Origin of the sequence: Inhella crocodyli (genome assembly GCF_004004565.1) — a bacterium.
GTDB lineage: Bacteria > Pseudomonadota > Gammaproteobacteria > Burkholderiales > Burkholderiaceae_C > Inhella > Inhella crocodyli.
Genome location: NZ_SACM01000005.1, coordinates 263,401 through 276,393, shown reverse-complemented (window position 1 = coordinate 276,393; position 12,993 = coordinate 263,401). Strand labels below are relative to the sequence as shown.

Genomic DNA, 12,993 nt, shown 5'->3' with positions numbered 1-12,993 from the left:
CGGGCAGGATGTCGCCTGGCAGGGCACGAGACCAGCGCGCCGCGACGGACAGCCGCCGCCGGGCGCGAGCGGGCGGGGGGGGACGCTCAACGGCGCCGCTTGGCGCCGCCGCCCAGCAGGCTGCCCAGCACGCCGCGCACGATTTCGCGACCGACCGACGAGCCGATGGTGCGGATGGCCGACTTGGCCGCGGCCTCGGCCAGACCTTCGCGGCGGCCGCCGCGCGGGCCGGTGGAGCCGAAGAGCACGTCCTTGAGGCCGTCCATCATGCTGCTGCCCTCGGCCGGGGCGGGCGCGGGGGCGCCGGGGATGGGCTTGTTGAACACGCCCCCGGCTTCGCCGGCCAGGCCGCCGCCATTCGGGGCAGAGCCCGGGGCGGCGCCAGCGGCCTGGCCTTTGAGCATTTCGTAGGCCGATTGGCGGTCCAGCTGCTTTTCGTACACCCCGGCCACCAAGGAGCCGGCGATCAGGGCCTGGCGCTCGGCCTCGCTGACCGGGCCGATGCGGCTGCCTGGGGGCAGCACGAACACGCGCTCCGTCACGCTGGGGCGGCCTTTGGCGTCCAGCAGGCTGACCAAGGCCTCGCCCACGCCGAGTTCGGTGATGGCGGCCTGGATGTCCAGGCCGTCCTTGGGGCGCATGGTTTCGGCGGCGCTCTTGACGGCCTTTTGGTCGCGCGGCGTGAAGGCGCGCAGCGCATGCTGCACGCGATTGCCCAGCTGGCCCAGCACGGTGTCGGGGATGTCCAGCGGGTTTTGCGTCACGAAGTACACGCCCACGCCCTTGGAGCGCACCAGGCGCACGACAAGCTCGATGCGCTCGATCAGCGCCGCCGGGGCGTCCTTGAACAGCAGGTGCGCCTCGTCGAAGAAGAACACCAGCTTGGGCTTGTCGAGGTCGCCCACCTCGGGCAGGGTCTCGAACAGCTCGCTCAGCATCCACAGCAAGAACGTGGCGTACAGGCGCGGCGCGTTCATCAGCTGGTCGGCCGCCAGGATGTTGATGACGCCCTGACCGCCGTCGGTCTGCATGAAGTCGGCGATGTTGAGCATGGGCTCGCCGAAGAACTGGTCGCCGCCTTGGGCCTCGATCTGCAGCAGCCCGCGCTGGATGGCGCCCACGCTGGCGGCGCTGACGTTGCCGTACTCGGTGGTGAACTGGCTGGCGTTGTCACCCACGTGCTGCAGCATGGCGCGCAGGTCTTTCAGGTCCAGCAGCAAGAGGCCGTGGTCGTCGGCGATCTTGAACACCATCTGCAGCACGCCGGCCTGGGTCTCGTTCAAGGCCAGCATGCGGGCCAGCAGCAGGGGGCCCATGTCACTCACCGTGGCCCGCACCGGGTGCCCGGCCTTGCCGAACACGTCCCACAGGGTGGTGGGGCAGCGCGTGGGCGTGGGGGCGTCCAGGCCGCGGTCCTTCAGCACCGCCAGCAGCTTCTCGCTGGGCGCGCCGGTTTGGCTGATGCCGGTCAGGTCGCCCTTCACGTCGGCCATGAACACCGGCACCCCGATGGCGCTGAAGCGCTCGGCCAGGGTTTGCAGGGTGATGGTCTTGCCCGTGCCCGTGGCGCCGGTGATCAGGCCATGGCGGTTGGCCAGCGCGGGCAGCAGTTCGCACACGGTGTCGCCGTGGCGGGCGAGCAGGAGGGGATCGGCCATGGTCGGGGGGCGGCGCAAGAGGAGGGGCTGGCAGTCTATCCAGCCCCGAACGGGCCCCAGGGGGCGCCCTTCTAGAATGCCGGCCCCTTCAGAACACAAAGACGGTGACCCCATGGCAGGGCATTCCAAATGGGCCAACATCCAGCACCGCAAGGGCCGGCAGGATGAGAAGCGCGGCAAGATCTGGACGCGCCTGACGCGCGAAATCATCGTGGCGGCGCGCACCGGCGGTGGCGACGTGGCGATGAACCCCCGCCTGCGCCTGGCCATCGAAAAGGCCAAAGCGGCCAACATGCCGGCCGACAACATCAAGCGCAACGTCGACAAGGCCACGGGCAACCTCGACGGCGTGACCTACGAAGAAATCCGCTACGAGGGCTACGGCATCGGCGGCGCGGCCGTCATCGTGGACACGATGACCGACAACCGCGTCCGCACCGTGGCCGAGGTGCGCCACGCCTTCAGCAAGTACGGCGGCAACCTGGGCACCGAGGGCTCGGTGGCCTTCCAGTTCAAGCACCTGGGCCAGCTGATCTTTGCCCCCGGCACGAACGAAGACGCGCTGATGGAAGCCGCGCTGGACGCCGGCGCCGAGGACGTGATCACCGGCGACGACGGCGCCATCGAGGTGCTCACCGCCACGGGCGATTTCGAGACCGTGCGCGATGCCTTGCTCGCCAAAGGCTTCACCGCCGAGGTGGCCGAAGTGACCATGCGCCCTGAGAACACCATCGCCCTGGCCGGCGACGACGCCGCCCGCATGCAGAAGCTGCTGGACGTGATCGAAGACCTGGACGACGTGCAGAACGTCTTCCACAACGCAGAAATCTCCGAGTGAAAGTCCTCGTCATCGGCGGCGGTGGCCGCGAACACGCCATCGCTTGGAAGCTGACCCAGTCGGCCCGCGTGAGCCACGTGTACGTGGCCCCCGGCAATGGCGGCACGGCGCGCGACGCGCGCCTGCACTCCCTGCCCAAGTTGACGACGCCGGCCCAGTGGGCCGACTTCGCCGAGCAGGAAAAGATCGCCCTGACCGTGGTCGGCCCCGAGGCCCCCCTGGCCGCCGGCGTGGTGGACCTGTTCCGCGCCCGCGGCCTGCGCATCTTTGGCCCGACCCAGGCCGCCGCGCAGCTGGAGAGCTCCAAGGCCTTTGCCAAGGCCTTCATGGCGCGGCACCACATTCCCACGGCCCGCTACGACACCTTCACCGACGCCGACGAGGCCCACGCCTACGTGGCCGAGCAGGGCGCGCCCATCGTCATCAAGGCCGACGGCCTGGCCGCCGGCAAGGGCGTGATCGTGGCCATGACCCTGGACGAAGCGCACGCCGCCATCGACGACATCCTGCGCGACAACACCCTGGGCGTGGCCCACAACGCCGACGGCGCGCGGGTGGTGATCGAGCAGTTCTTGGAAGGCGAGGAGGCCAGCTTCATCGTCGTCAGCGACGGGGTGAACGTGCAGGCCTTGGCCACCAGCCAGGACCACAAGCGCCTGCAAGACGGCGACGTGGGCCCCAACACCGGCGGCATGGGGGCCTACTCGCCCGCGCCGGTGGTCACGCCGAACGTGCACGCGCGGGTGATGCAAGAAATCATCCAGCCGACGATCGCCGGCATGGCGCAAGACGGCATGCCCTTCACCGGCTTCTTGTACGCCGGCTTGATGATCGATGCCGAGGGCCAGCCGCGCACCATCGAGTTCAACGCCCGCCTGGGCGACCCCGAGACGCAGCCCATCCTGATGCGCCTCAAGAGCGACCTGTTCGAGCTGCTGTACGCCGCCACCGAGGGCAAGCTCGACCAGCACGAACCCCAATGGGACCGCCGTGCCGCCCTGGGCGTGGTCATGGCCGCGCACGGCTACCCGATGGCCCCGCGCAAGGGCGACGCCATCACCGGCCTGCCGGCCGACGCCGACGACGCGATGGTCTTCCACGCGGGCACGGCGCTGAACGCCGACGGGCAACTGGTGACCAGCGGCGGTCGCGTGCTGTGCGTCACCGCCCTGGGCGAGTCGGTGCGCGTGGCGCAGCAGCGCGCCTACGAGACGCTGGCGCCGATCCAGTTCGACGGCATGCAATGCCGCCGGGACATCGGGCATCGGGCGCTCAAGCGCTGAGCGCGACTTGTCCAAGCGCAACCCCTGGGGGCCAGACACGCTCCCCGATGTGGACCTGGTCAGCCGGGTCACGCCGGATGGGCCGCCCCCTGACATGCCGGGCGCGATCGTGCCCGACTTGGGCCTCGGGGCGTCTGCCCGGCGGTTTGCCTACCTGGGGTGGGCGGGCGCGGTGATGGGCGCATGGGTCGGTTTGGGGGGCGGCCTGCGCGACTGGGATCTCTGGCTCATCGCCCTACTGGCGACCTGGAACTGGGTGTACCTCGTGCGTCGGGCGGCGCGCTTGCCCGCGCTGTCGATGGTCAACCACGAAACCGTGACGCAAGCGACCCCGTTCTTGGCTCGACTGGCCGGCGACGCGAGCGCCTACATCGTGCTGTGTTTCGTGTTGGTTTGGACGGTCAGGGAAGCTTCGGGCTCATGACACGCTGCCTCGTGGCGAAGTAAGGATGGATCGGATGGAACGCTTGCAATCCCTTCCCGCGCTGCCGGCGCTCAAGCCCCGCGGCAGCGCCATCGCGCGCTTCATCCTGCGCTGCTTCGGCTGGCGCTTGGTGTTCGACGGCCTGCCGACGCGCCAGGGCGTGATCTTGGTCTACCCGCACACCTCGAACTGGGACTTCGTGCTGGGCGTGTTGGCCAAGTGGGGCCTGGGCATCGAGATCCGCTACTGGGGCAAGGACAGCCTGTTCAAGGTGCCGCTGCTGGGGGCCTGGGCCCGCTGGATCGGGGGCATCCCCATCGACCGCCACAACAAGCACGGCGTGGTCGGTCAGACCGCCGCCCAGATGCGCGAAGCGCGCGAGCGCGGCGAGAACTTTTGGCTGGCGGCCGCGCCCGAGGGCACGCGCTCGCTCACCACGGGCTGGCGCAGCGGCGCCTACCAAGTGGCGGTGCAGGCGGGCGTGCCCATCGGCCTGGCCTCTTTCGACGTGCCCACCCGCCGCGTGACCCTGACCGACTTTGTGCTGCCCACTGGCGACGTGGCGCAGGACTTCGCCACCTTCCGTGCGGTGCTGGGCGACAAGAAGGGCTTCCGCCCGCACCTGGCCAGCCCCATCCAGTTGAAACCATGAGCACCGCCACCGACACCGTCCGCGCCTACCTGCTGGGCCTGCAACACCGCATCGTGACGGGCCTGGAGGCCCTGGATGGCAATGCCTTCGCCAGCGACCCCTGGCAACGCGAGCCCGGCGGCCGGCTGGAAGGCGATGGCCTGAGCCGCATGCTGGAGGGCGGTGCCGTGTTCGAGCGCGCCGCCGTGCTGTTCAGCCACGTCAAGGGCCGCGTGCTGCCGCCCTCGGCCACGGCCGCGCGGCCGCACCTGGCCGGGGCGCCGTTCGAGGCCCTGGGCGTGAGCCTGGTCATCCACCCGCACAACCCCTTCGTGCCCACGGTGCACCTGAACGTGCGCATGTTGTCGGCCCAACCGGCCCAGTCCGTCGAGAACGAGGCCGTGACTTGGTGGGGCGGCGGCATGGACCTGACGCCTTACTACGGCTTCGAGCGCGACGCGCAGCACTTTCACCGCGTGTGCCGCGATGCCGTCGGCCCCGAGCGCTACGCCCGCTTCAAGCCCGCTTGCGACGAGTACTTCTTCCTCAAGCACCGCAACGAGCCGCGCGGCGTGGGCGGCGTGTTTTGGGACGACTTCGAGGAAGGCGGTTTCGACGGCGGTTTCGCGCTGATGCAGTCGCTGGGCGATGCCTTCCTGAGCGCCTACGCGCCGATCGTGAAGCGCCGTCACGGCTACGCCTACGGCGAGCGCGAGCGCGACTTCCAGGCGCACCGCCGCGGTCGCTACGTGGAGTTCAACTTGGTGTGGGACCGCGGCACCCTCTTCGGCTTGCAAAGCGGCGGCCGCACCGAGTCCATCTTGCTTTCCATGCCGCCCGAGGTGAAGTGGCACTACCAATGGGCGCCCGAGCCCGGCACGCCCGAGGCCAAGCTGTACACCGACTTCCTGCGCCCGCGCGACTGGGCCGACGAGGCGCCCACCCACCTGTGGCTGTGAAGCGCTACGGCCTGTTCGGCGGCAGCTTCAACCCGGCGCACCGGGCGCATCGCGCCCTGGCGCAGGCCGCCGTGGCTCAGTTGGGCTTGGACGAGCTGGTGGTGATGCCCGCGGGCCAGCCCTGGCAAAAGGCGGGGCAGCCCATGGCCGAGGGCCGGCACCGCTTGGCCATGCTGCTCCTCCAGATGAAGGGCCTTCCGGGCGTAAGCGTGTCGTCGTGGGAGTTGGATCGGCCCGAGCCCAGCGTCAGCTCCGACACCCTGGCGACGCTGCAGACCGCGCAGCCGGGCGCGTGGTTCTTGGTGATCGGCCAAGACCAGTACGCCCGCCTGTCCACCTGGCGGCGGGTGGACGCGCTGCTGGCCGCCTGCACCCTGGCCGTGGTGGCCCGGGGCAGCGAGGCCATCGCCCCCGACCCGGCCCTGCCACCCCACCGGGCCCAGGCCCTGGCCATGCCGGCCGACGCCATCAGCGCCAGTGGCGTGCGCGCCGCAATCCTCCAGGGCGCCGACATTTCCCCCTTGGTGGGCAACGAGGTTGCCCGCTACATTGCCCAACACACTCTCTACGCCGCCTAAAGCGCACACCACCCGCATGGACATCCGCAAGTTGCAACGCGCCATCGTCGATGGCCTCGAAGACGTCAAGGCCCAGAACATCCAGGTGTTCAACACCGAGGCCCTGTCGCCTCTCTTTGAGCGCGTCATCGTGGCCAGTGGCACCAGCAACCGGCAAACGCGCGCCCTGGCCGCCAGCGTGCGCGACGCCGTCAAGAAGGCGGGCGCCGACGTGCTGCGCACCGAGGGCGAAGACAACGGCGAATGGATCATCGTGGACTGTGGCGCGGCCGTCGTGCACGTGATGCAGCCGGCCATCCGCGACTACTACCACCTCGAAGAGATTTGGGGCGAGAAGCCGGTCAAGCTCAAGGCCAGCGAGCCCAAGAAGCTGCCCAAGGCCAGCGAGCCCGAGGCCGCCGCCCCGGCCAAGAAGGCCAGCAAGCCCACGGCCAGCCGCCGCTCGGGCAGCGCCGCCGAGGCCTTGAAGTCCGCCACCAAGAAGGCGCCGGCGAAGAAGGCGGCCGCGGCACCCGCGGCCAAGAAGCCGGCCGCCAAGAAAACCTCCTTGGCCGATGCCGTGCCGGTCAAGACCATCAAGGTCGGTGCCAAGAAGCCGGCCGCGAAGAAGGCGCCGGCCAAGTCCAGCGGCCGCAGCCTGTCGGCCCCGGCCAAGCAAGCGGTGGCGGCGCGCAAGACGGCCTCGGCCAAGCCGGCCGCGAAGCCGGCCGCCAAGAAGGTGGCCGCCAAACCCGTGGCGGCCAAGAAGCCGGCTGCCAAGAAGACCGCCGCCAAGAAGTAAATGCAGCTCCTGCTGCTGGCCGTGGGCCAACGCCTGCCCGCCTGGGCGGACGAGGCCACGGCCGATCTCGTCAAACGCTTCCCGCCCGACTTGCCCCTGGTCCTGAAGACGGCCAAGGCCGAGCCGCGCACCACGGGCAAGACCGCCGCGCAAATGATGGCCGCCGAGGCCCAGCGCCTGCAGGACGCCACGCCCAAAGGCGCGCGCCGCGTGGTGCTGGACGAGCGGGGCGAGCGCCAAACCTCCGTGCAATTGGCCGAGCGCCTGGAGCGCTGGAAGGCCGATGGCCGCGACGTGGTGCTCTACATGGGCGGCCCCGACGGCCTGGCGGCGGAGCTCAAGGACGCGGCCGACGAAAAATTGCGCCTGTCGGACCTGACCCTGCCCCACGCCTTGGCGCGCGTGCTGCTGGTGGAGGCGCTGTACCGCGCCTGGTCCATCACGGCGGGGCACCCTTACCACCGGGAGTGACCATGGGGGCTTGGGGTCGACAACGGAGCTTGGCGTGCGCGCTTCTCGGGGCGGCTTCGGTCGCTGTCGCACAGCCAGTGCCTGCCCCGGCCACGGCCGATTCGGGGTGGTCGGGCGACTTGGCGTTCGGGCTCCAGCTGTCGGGTTCGACCTACATCTCCCGCCGAACCACGGCCGATGCCGATGTCGCCTACCGACAAGGCCAGTACCAGCTCCTGGGCGAGTTGGCCTTCGACCGCGAGGTGGTCAAGGTCGAAGGGCAACCCTTGGAGGTGGACCGCGACCGCTATGACGTGAACCTCAAGGTTCGCCGCTACCTCGACGACCCGGCGGTGTTCCTCTTCGTGTCGCCCCGGTTTCGCCACAACGCCAATGGCTACTACGTCACCACCCGGGCTTTGCGCCTGGGGGGCGGCTGGGTGGCCCGGCCCAGCGACACCCTGACCCTGACCCTGGAGGGTGCGACGGGCTACCGAACGGCGGGCCTGCAAGGCGGCGGGCGCGTGAACGAGGCGCTTTGGGGGGCGCGGGCGCAACTGCGCTGGCAGCTGAGCGAGTCCGTGCAACTCCGGGCGAACCTGGCGCACGAGCAGAGCGCGCTCGAGCGTTACCGCACCGTGGACCTGGGCCTGCGCACCAAGCTCAGCGCGCACCTGGGCGTGTTGGTCAAGGCCAGCTACGAGCGCGGCTACCCGTTCAGCAGCACGGCCCGCAGCGCAGAAACCGAGCTCGACGTGAGCCTGAGCTACGCGCTCTGAGCCCGCACGCGGTGACCACCGTGACCGAATTGGCAGGGGCGGCACGGGCTGCCGGTTGAAGGACCGCCGGCCGTGAACGATGCACGGTCGACCCCCTTACCCCAGGGGATCGGGTTAACCAGAATGCGCGCCGCGTTGGGCCCACGAGGCGCGACGCGCCCATCAACCCCTTGAGCTCCTCCATGACGATTCGCACCGCCGCCCTCGCCCTCGTTCTGCTGTCCGCTGCCACGCTCGCCATCGCCACCCCCAAGGTGACGAAGAAGGTGCCGCCGGAGTACCCGGCCGAGGCCGTGCGCAAGAACATCAGCTCGGGCAGCGTGCGTGCCAAGCTGACGATCGCGGCCGACGGCAAGGTGGCCGACGTTGAAGTGGTCGAGGCCGAGCCCAAGCGCGTGTTCGACCGTGCCGCGGTGGAAGCCCTGAAGGAGTGGCGCTTCGAGCCCAGCGGCGACAAGCAGACGCACGAGGTCAAGCTGACCTTCCGCAACGACGACTGAGCCCCGGGCGCCCGCGCGCCAGCCTCCCAGAGCCCGCGTACGCGACGCCGCGACGCGGGCTTTGTCGTTTCAGCGCAGGAAAACCTCGATGGCCTGCGCGAGGGCCTCGGGCTGGTCGTGGTGCAGCATGTGCCCGCAATCGGGCAGGCGCTGCTGCTGCAGCGACGGGATCACGGCCAAGCGCTCTTCGAAGTCGGCGCGCGGGTAGCGGTCGGCCCAAAAGAGGCGCAGGGCGTCGTCTTCGCCCTCCACCAGCAGCGTGGGGGCGCTGATGCGCGCCCAGGTGGCCATGGCCTCGGCCTTGCGGTAGGGCACGGCATGGCTGCGCTTGTGCGCCGGGTCGGCCTTCAGGTGGTACTGCCCGTCGGCCCCCAGCGTGGCCCAGTGCTGGGCCAACCAGCTGGCTTTGTCTTCGGGCAGTCGGGGGTTGGTTTTGCGCAGGCGCGCGGCCACGGCGGCGAGGCTGGGGTAGGGCTTGAGCTGGGCCGGCTCCCGCAGTTCGTCCAACCAACGCCGCATCCGCTCCGGCGCGGCGACCGGTGGGCTGTCGGGCAGCCCGTAGCCCTCCAGGTTCACCAGGCGCCGCACGCGCTCGGGCCGCACGCCGGCGTACAGCATGGCCACGTTGCCGCCCATGCTGTGGGCGATGAGGTCCACCGGCGCGTCGGGGCTCAGGCACTGCAGCCAGGCGTCGAGGTCGGCGGCGTAGTCGGCGAACCAGTAGGCGTCGGCGCCACTGGGCGCGCTGTCGCCAAAGCCCCGCCAGTCGATGGCCACGACCGGCGTGTCATCGGCGAAGGCGTCGACCAGGAACTGGAACGAGGCGGCCACGTCCATCCAACCGTGCAGCAGCACGCGCAAGGGCCGCTGGGCGTCGCCAGGCCAGTGCAAGGCATGGGCGCGAAGGCCGCGCAGGGTTTCGAAGCGCGATTGCGGCAAACGGCGGGGCAGGTAGGGCATGGTCACTTGGGGCGGGCGTGGCGGGCGGCACCGGGGGCGAGTTTGCTGCAGTCGTGCACCTTGCTGGGCAGCGCGCGGGCGTTGGGGTCCATGGGGTTCATCTGCGCCCAGGTGTTGTTCGTCACTTGGGTGCAACTGCCCTGCGGCCCGCGAATCTGCGCGCCGGACTGCGTTTCGACGCGCAGCGTGGCGCCGCCGTCGGTCCCGAAGACCTGCTCGCCAAAACTCGGCCGGGGCGAGTTGGCGCGTGGATCGGCCTGGGCTTGGCGGGCCGGCACCATCGGTCCCTCGCCGCGGAAGCTGGGTGGCAAGGTCAGGTTCAGTGGTCGAGGAGCCGAGGCCGCATCGGGTGGGGGCAATGTGATGGCACTGGAGTCGGCGGTCGGCGAAGGGAGGGCGGACTCGGTCGGGGCCGCCCGGGCATCCTCGGAAGGCGCGAGCACCGGCGTCGCCGGTTGAGGCTTGGGCGGCTGTGAGGGCCTCGTGCTCGGTGCCGCGGGGCGGGGCGCCACCGCGATGAAGTGAATCGGGGTGGATGCCGGGTGCGGGGCGTGCGACGGGGCGACGCGCCAAGTCCACAGCGCGCCCAGCAGCGCGGCGTGGGCCGACAGCACGGCCAGCAGGATGGGCCCTCGGGATCGGGAAACGGTGGGTGTCAAAGCGCACGCAGTGTGTCCCAGGACAATGGCGGCATGAAGAAGTCACCCCATGTCAGCGCCACGCCGGCCACCGACTGGCTCAAGGCGCACGGCATCGCGTTCACCGAGCACCCTTACGACTACGTGGAGCACGGTGGCACGGCCGAGTCCAGCAAGCAGCTGGGCGTGGACGAGCACGCGGTGGTCAAGACCCTGGTGATGCAGGACGACAAGGCCGAGCCCCTGGTGGTGCTGATGCACGGCGACCGCACGGTGAGCCTGAAGGAGCTGGCCCGGCAGATTCCTTGCAAAAAGGTGGAGCCCTGCAAGCCCGAGGTGGCGCAGCGCCACAGCGGCTACTTGGTGGGCGGCACCTCGCCCTTCGGGCTGCGCAAGGCCATGCCCATTTACGTGCAGCAGAGCATCTTGGCCCTGCCGCGCATCTGCATCAACGGCGGGCGGCGCGGTTTCTTGGTCGGTCTGGACCCGCAGGTGCTGACCCAAGCCCTGGGGGCGCGGCCGGTGGACTGCGCTTCGCCACAATGACGGGCATGAACCTCCACCTCGTGCTGGCCGTGGTCGCGGCCTACCTGATCGGCTCCCTGTCGTTCGCCGTCATCACCAGCCGCCTGATGGGCCTGGCCGACCCGCGCACCTACGGCAGCGGCAACCCCGGCGCCACCAACGTGCTGCGCAGCGGCAGCAAGGCCGCCGCCCTCATCACCCTGCTGTTCGACGCGCTCAAGGGCTACCTGCCCGTGCTGGCGGTTTACCTGTGGGGCCAGCCCCTGGGCTTGGGCGTGGACGCGGCGGTGGCCGTGGGCCTGGCGGCCTTCGTCGGCCACCTGTGGCCGGTGTTCTTCAAGTTCCAGGGCGGCAAGGGCGTGGCCACGGCCGCGGGCGTGCTGTTTGCGCTGAACCCGCTGCTGGGCGTGGCCACCCTGGCCAGCTTCGCGCTCATCGTGGCCTTCTCGCGCTTCGTGTCGCTGGCCTCGATGGTGGCGGCGGCCTTCGCGCCCTTCTACCAAGCGCTGATCTGGGGCCTGGGCCCCATCGTCTGGGGCACGGCCGCGATGGGCGCACTGCTCGTCTGGCGCCACCGCGCCAACATCGAACGCCTGCTGGCAGGCACGGAATCCAAACTCGGAGCAAAGAAGAATGGCTGAAGTTCAACGCATCGGCATGGCCAAGCGCTACAGCGAGGCCGCCATCCACAACGGCGTGGTCTACCTCGCAGGCCAGGTGGCCGACCAAACGGCCGACGGCGACATCGAAGCCCAGACCGCCGAGGTGCTGGGCATGGTCGACCGCCTGCTGGCCGAGGCGGGCTCCAGCAAGCAGCACCTGCTGCGCGTGGAGATCTTCCTGCGCGACCTGGCCGACTACGACGGCATGAACCGCGTGTGGGACGCCTGGGTGGTGCCCGGTTTCGCCCCGCCGCGCGCCACGGTGCAGGCCGCGCTGGCCCGACCGAACTGGCGCGTGGAGGTGCTGGTCACCGCCGCGCAGGCCTGAGACCGCGCCCTTGAGCCAGCGCCTGAGCCGCGCCGAGTGGGCCATCGCGGTGCTGGCGATGGCCTTGGCCTTTGGGCTGGGGGGCTGGCTCAAGCAGGGCCAAGCCCCGGGCACGGCCGAGCAAGCCGCGCAGCTGCGCGCGGCGCTGCAGCCGGGGCAGCTGCAGATGATCAGCTCGGTGAGCTGCGGCTACTGCACACACGCACGCGCCTGGCTGACCGAGGCGCAGGTGCCGTTCCAAGAGTGCTTCGTCGAGAACGACGCCAGCTGCCGGCAGCGCTTCGCCAAAACCGGCGCCCGCGCCACGCCCACCTTCGTGCTGCACGGGCAAGCGGTGCTGGGCCTGGACCCCGCCCGCCTGCTGTCAATCGCCGAGGCCCAGCGCGGCCAGTGAGCCGCGGCCCTCGCGCAGCACTTCGGCCCCGCCCTGGCTCAGGTCGACCACGGTGGTGGGCTCCAAGGGGCAGGCGCCTGCGCACACGATGGCCTGCAGCGCGTGCCCGAAGCGCTCGCGGATGGCGTCCGAATCGTTCAAGGCTTCCGTTTCGCCCGGCGGGATCAAGGTCGTGGCCAACAGCGGCTGCCCCAAGATCTCCAGCAATTGCTGCGTCACCGGCCAATCGGGCACGCGCAGGCCGATGGTGCGGCGGCTGGGGTGCGAGACGCGGCGTGGCACTTCCTTGGTCGCCGGCAGGATGAAGGTGTAGGGCCCTGGCGTGACGCTCTTGAGCAGGCGGTATTGCTTGTTGTCCACCATCGCGTAGCTGGCCAATTCCGACAGGTCGCGGCACAGCAGGGTGAGGTGGTGCTTCTCGTCGACCCCGCGCACGCGACGCAGGGTGTCGACGGCGGCCTTGTCGTCCAGGTGGCAGACCAGCGCGTAGCTGCTGTCCGTGGGGATGGCCGCCACGCCGCCGGCGTGGATCAGCTGCGCCGCCTGCTTGAGCAGGCGGGGCTGCGGGTTCTGCGGGTGAACTTCGAAAAACAGCGCCGACATGC

Annotated in this window: 18 protein-coding genes; 14 read left to right on the top strand and 4 right to left on the bottom strand. The window is 70.2% G+C overall.

Annotated elements, in window-relative coordinates:
• Window positions 1-86: 86 nt before the first annotated feature.
• Window positions 87-1,658 (bottom strand): helicase HerA-like domain-containing protein, encoded by a 1,572-nt coding sequence (locus tag EOD73_RS16255; protein WP_127684089.1) that lies wholly within the window; start codon window positions 1,656-1,658, stop codon window positions 87-89.
• Window positions 1,659-1,770: 112 nt separating this feature from the next.
• Here EOD73_RS16255 and EOD73_RS16250 point away from each other — a divergent pair, with 112 nt between their 5' ends.
• The 10 genes from EOD73_RS16250 to EOD73_RS16205 all read left to right on the top strand — a co-directional run bounded on the left by EOD73_RS16250 (window position 1,771) and on the right by EOD73_RS16205 (window position 8,881).
• Window positions 1,771-2,496, top strand: coding sequence for a YebC/PmpR family DNA-binding transcriptional regulator (locus tag EOD73_RS16250; RefSeq protein WP_127684088.1), 726 nt, complete (start codon window positions 1,771-1,773; stop codon window positions 2,494-2,496).
• Window positions 2,493-3,779 (top strand): phosphoribosylamine--glycine ligase, encoded by a 1,287-nt coding sequence (purD, locus tag EOD73_RS16245; RefSeq protein WP_127684087.1) that lies wholly within the window; start codon window positions 2,493-2,495, stop codon window positions 3,777-3,779. The genes EOD73_RS16250 and purD overlap by 4 nt, the downstream gene beginning before the upstream one ends.
• Before the next feature lie 7 nt (window positions 3,780-3,786).
• Complete coding sequence (locus tag EOD73_RS16240; RefSeq protein WP_127684086.1) at window positions 3,787-4,203, top strand: hypothetical protein; 417 nt, start codon at window positions 3,787-3,789, stop codon at window positions 4,201-4,203.
• Window positions 4,204-4,237: 34 nt separating this feature from the next.
• Window positions 4,238-4,855 carry a 1-acyl-sn-glycerol-3-phosphate acyltransferase gene (locus tag EOD73_RS16235; RefSeq protein ID WP_164846110.1) on the top strand — a complete coding sequence of 206 codons (618 nt, stop codon included), beginning with the start codon at window positions 4,238-4,240 and terminating at the stop codon, window positions 4,853-4,855.
• Window positions 4,852-5,793 (top strand): oxygen-dependent coproporphyrinogen oxidase, encoded by a 942-nt coding sequence (gene hemF, locus EOD73_RS16230; protein WP_127684084.1) that lies wholly within the window; start codon window positions 4,852-4,854, stop codon window positions 5,791-5,793. Before EOD73_RS16235 ends, hemF begins: the two co-directional genes overlap by 4 nt.
• Window positions 5,790-6,371, top strand: a complete 582-nt coding sequence (gene nadD / locus EOD73_RS16225) for a nicotinate (nicotinamide) nucleotide adenylyltransferase (protein WP_240660753.1) — start codon at window positions 5,790-5,792, stop codon at window positions 6,369-6,371. The genes hemF and nadD overlap by 4 nt, the downstream gene beginning before the upstream one ends.
• Window positions 6,372-6,387: 16 nt before the next feature.
• A complete protein-coding gene (gene rsfS, locus EOD73_RS16220) occupies window positions 6,388-7,152 on the top strand; it encodes a ribosome silencing factor (RefSeq protein WP_127684082.1) in 765 nt (254 codons plus the stop codon).
• Window positions 7,153-7,623 carry a 23S rRNA (pseudouridine(1915)-N(3))-methyltransferase RlmH gene (gene rlmH, locus EOD73_RS16215; protein WP_127684081.1) on the top strand — a complete coding sequence of 157 codons (471 nt, stop codon included), beginning with the start codon at window positions 7,153-7,155 and terminating at the stop codon, window positions 7,621-7,623.
• 119 nt (window positions 7,624-7,742) lie between these two features.
• The gene (locus EOD73_RS16210; protein WP_164846109.1) at window positions 7,743-8,381 is read left to right on the top strand and encodes a DUF481 domain-containing protein; all 639 of its coding nucleotides are present in this window, start codon (window positions 7,743-7,745) and stop codon (window positions 8,379-8,381) included.
• 182 nt (window positions 8,382-8,563) lie between these two features.
• Window positions 8,564-8,881, top strand: coding sequence for an energy transducer TonB (locus tag EOD73_RS16205; protein ID WP_127684079.1), 318 nt, complete (start codon window positions 8,564-8,566; stop codon window positions 8,879-8,881).
• A gap of 69 nt (window positions 8,882-8,950) precedes the next feature.
• Here the strand turns inward: EOD73_RS16205 and EOD73_RS16200 are convergent, their stop codons facing one another.
• Window positions 8,951-9,841, bottom strand: a complete 891-nt coding sequence (locus EOD73_RS16200) for an alpha/beta fold hydrolase (RefSeq protein ID WP_127684078.1) — start codon at window positions 9,839-9,841, stop codon at window positions 8,951-8,953.
• Window positions 9,842-9,843: 2 nt separating this feature from the next.
• Window positions 9,844-10,152: a hypothetical protein gene (locus EOD73_RS16195; protein ID WP_127684077.1), complete on the bottom strand. Its 309-nt coding sequence runs from the start codon at window positions 10,150-10,152 to the stop codon at window positions 9,844-9,846.
• Between the two features lie 381 nt (window positions 10,153-10,533).
• Here EOD73_RS16195 and ybaK point away from each other — a divergent pair, with 381 nt between their 5' ends.
• From ybaK to EOD73_RS16175, 4 genes are read left to right on the top strand one after another with little or no spacing between them, the layout of a single operon-like run.
• Window positions 10,534-11,025 (top strand): Cys-tRNA(Pro) deacylase, encoded by a 492-nt coding sequence (gene ybaK, locus EOD73_RS16190; RefSeq protein WP_127684076.1) that lies wholly within the window; start codon window positions 10,534-10,536, stop codon window positions 11,023-11,025.
• Window positions 11,022-11,645: a glycerol-3-phosphate 1-O-acyltransferase PlsY gene (plsY, locus tag EOD73_RS16185; RefSeq protein ID WP_127684075.1), complete on the top strand. Its 624-nt coding sequence runs from the start codon at window positions 11,022-11,024 to the stop codon at window positions 11,643-11,645. The genes ybaK and plsY overlap by 4 nt, the downstream gene beginning before the upstream one ends.
• On the top strand, window positions 11,638-11,994 hold the full coding sequence (locus tag EOD73_RS16180) for a RidA family protein (protein WP_127684074.1): 357 nt from the start codon (window positions 11,638-11,640) through the stop codon (window positions 11,992-11,994). Before plsY ends, EOD73_RS16180 begins: the two co-directional genes overlap by 8 nt.
• A gap of 10 nt (window positions 11,995-12,004) precedes the next feature.
• Window positions 12,005-12,388, top strand: a complete 384-nt coding sequence (locus EOD73_RS16175) for a glutaredoxin family protein (RefSeq protein WP_127684073.1) — start codon at window positions 12,005-12,007, stop codon at window positions 12,386-12,388.
• Here the strand turns inward: EOD73_RS16175 and EOD73_RS16170 are convergent.
• Window positions 12,359-12,991, bottom strand: a complete 633-nt coding sequence (locus EOD73_RS16170) for an L-threonylcarbamoyladenylate synthase (protein ID WP_127684072.1) — start codon at window positions 12,989-12,991, stop codon at window positions 12,359-12,361. The two genes, EOD73_RS16175 and EOD73_RS16170, sit on opposite strands and share 30 nt — an antisense overlap.
• Between the last annotated feature and the right edge of the window lie 2 nt (window positions 12,992-12,993).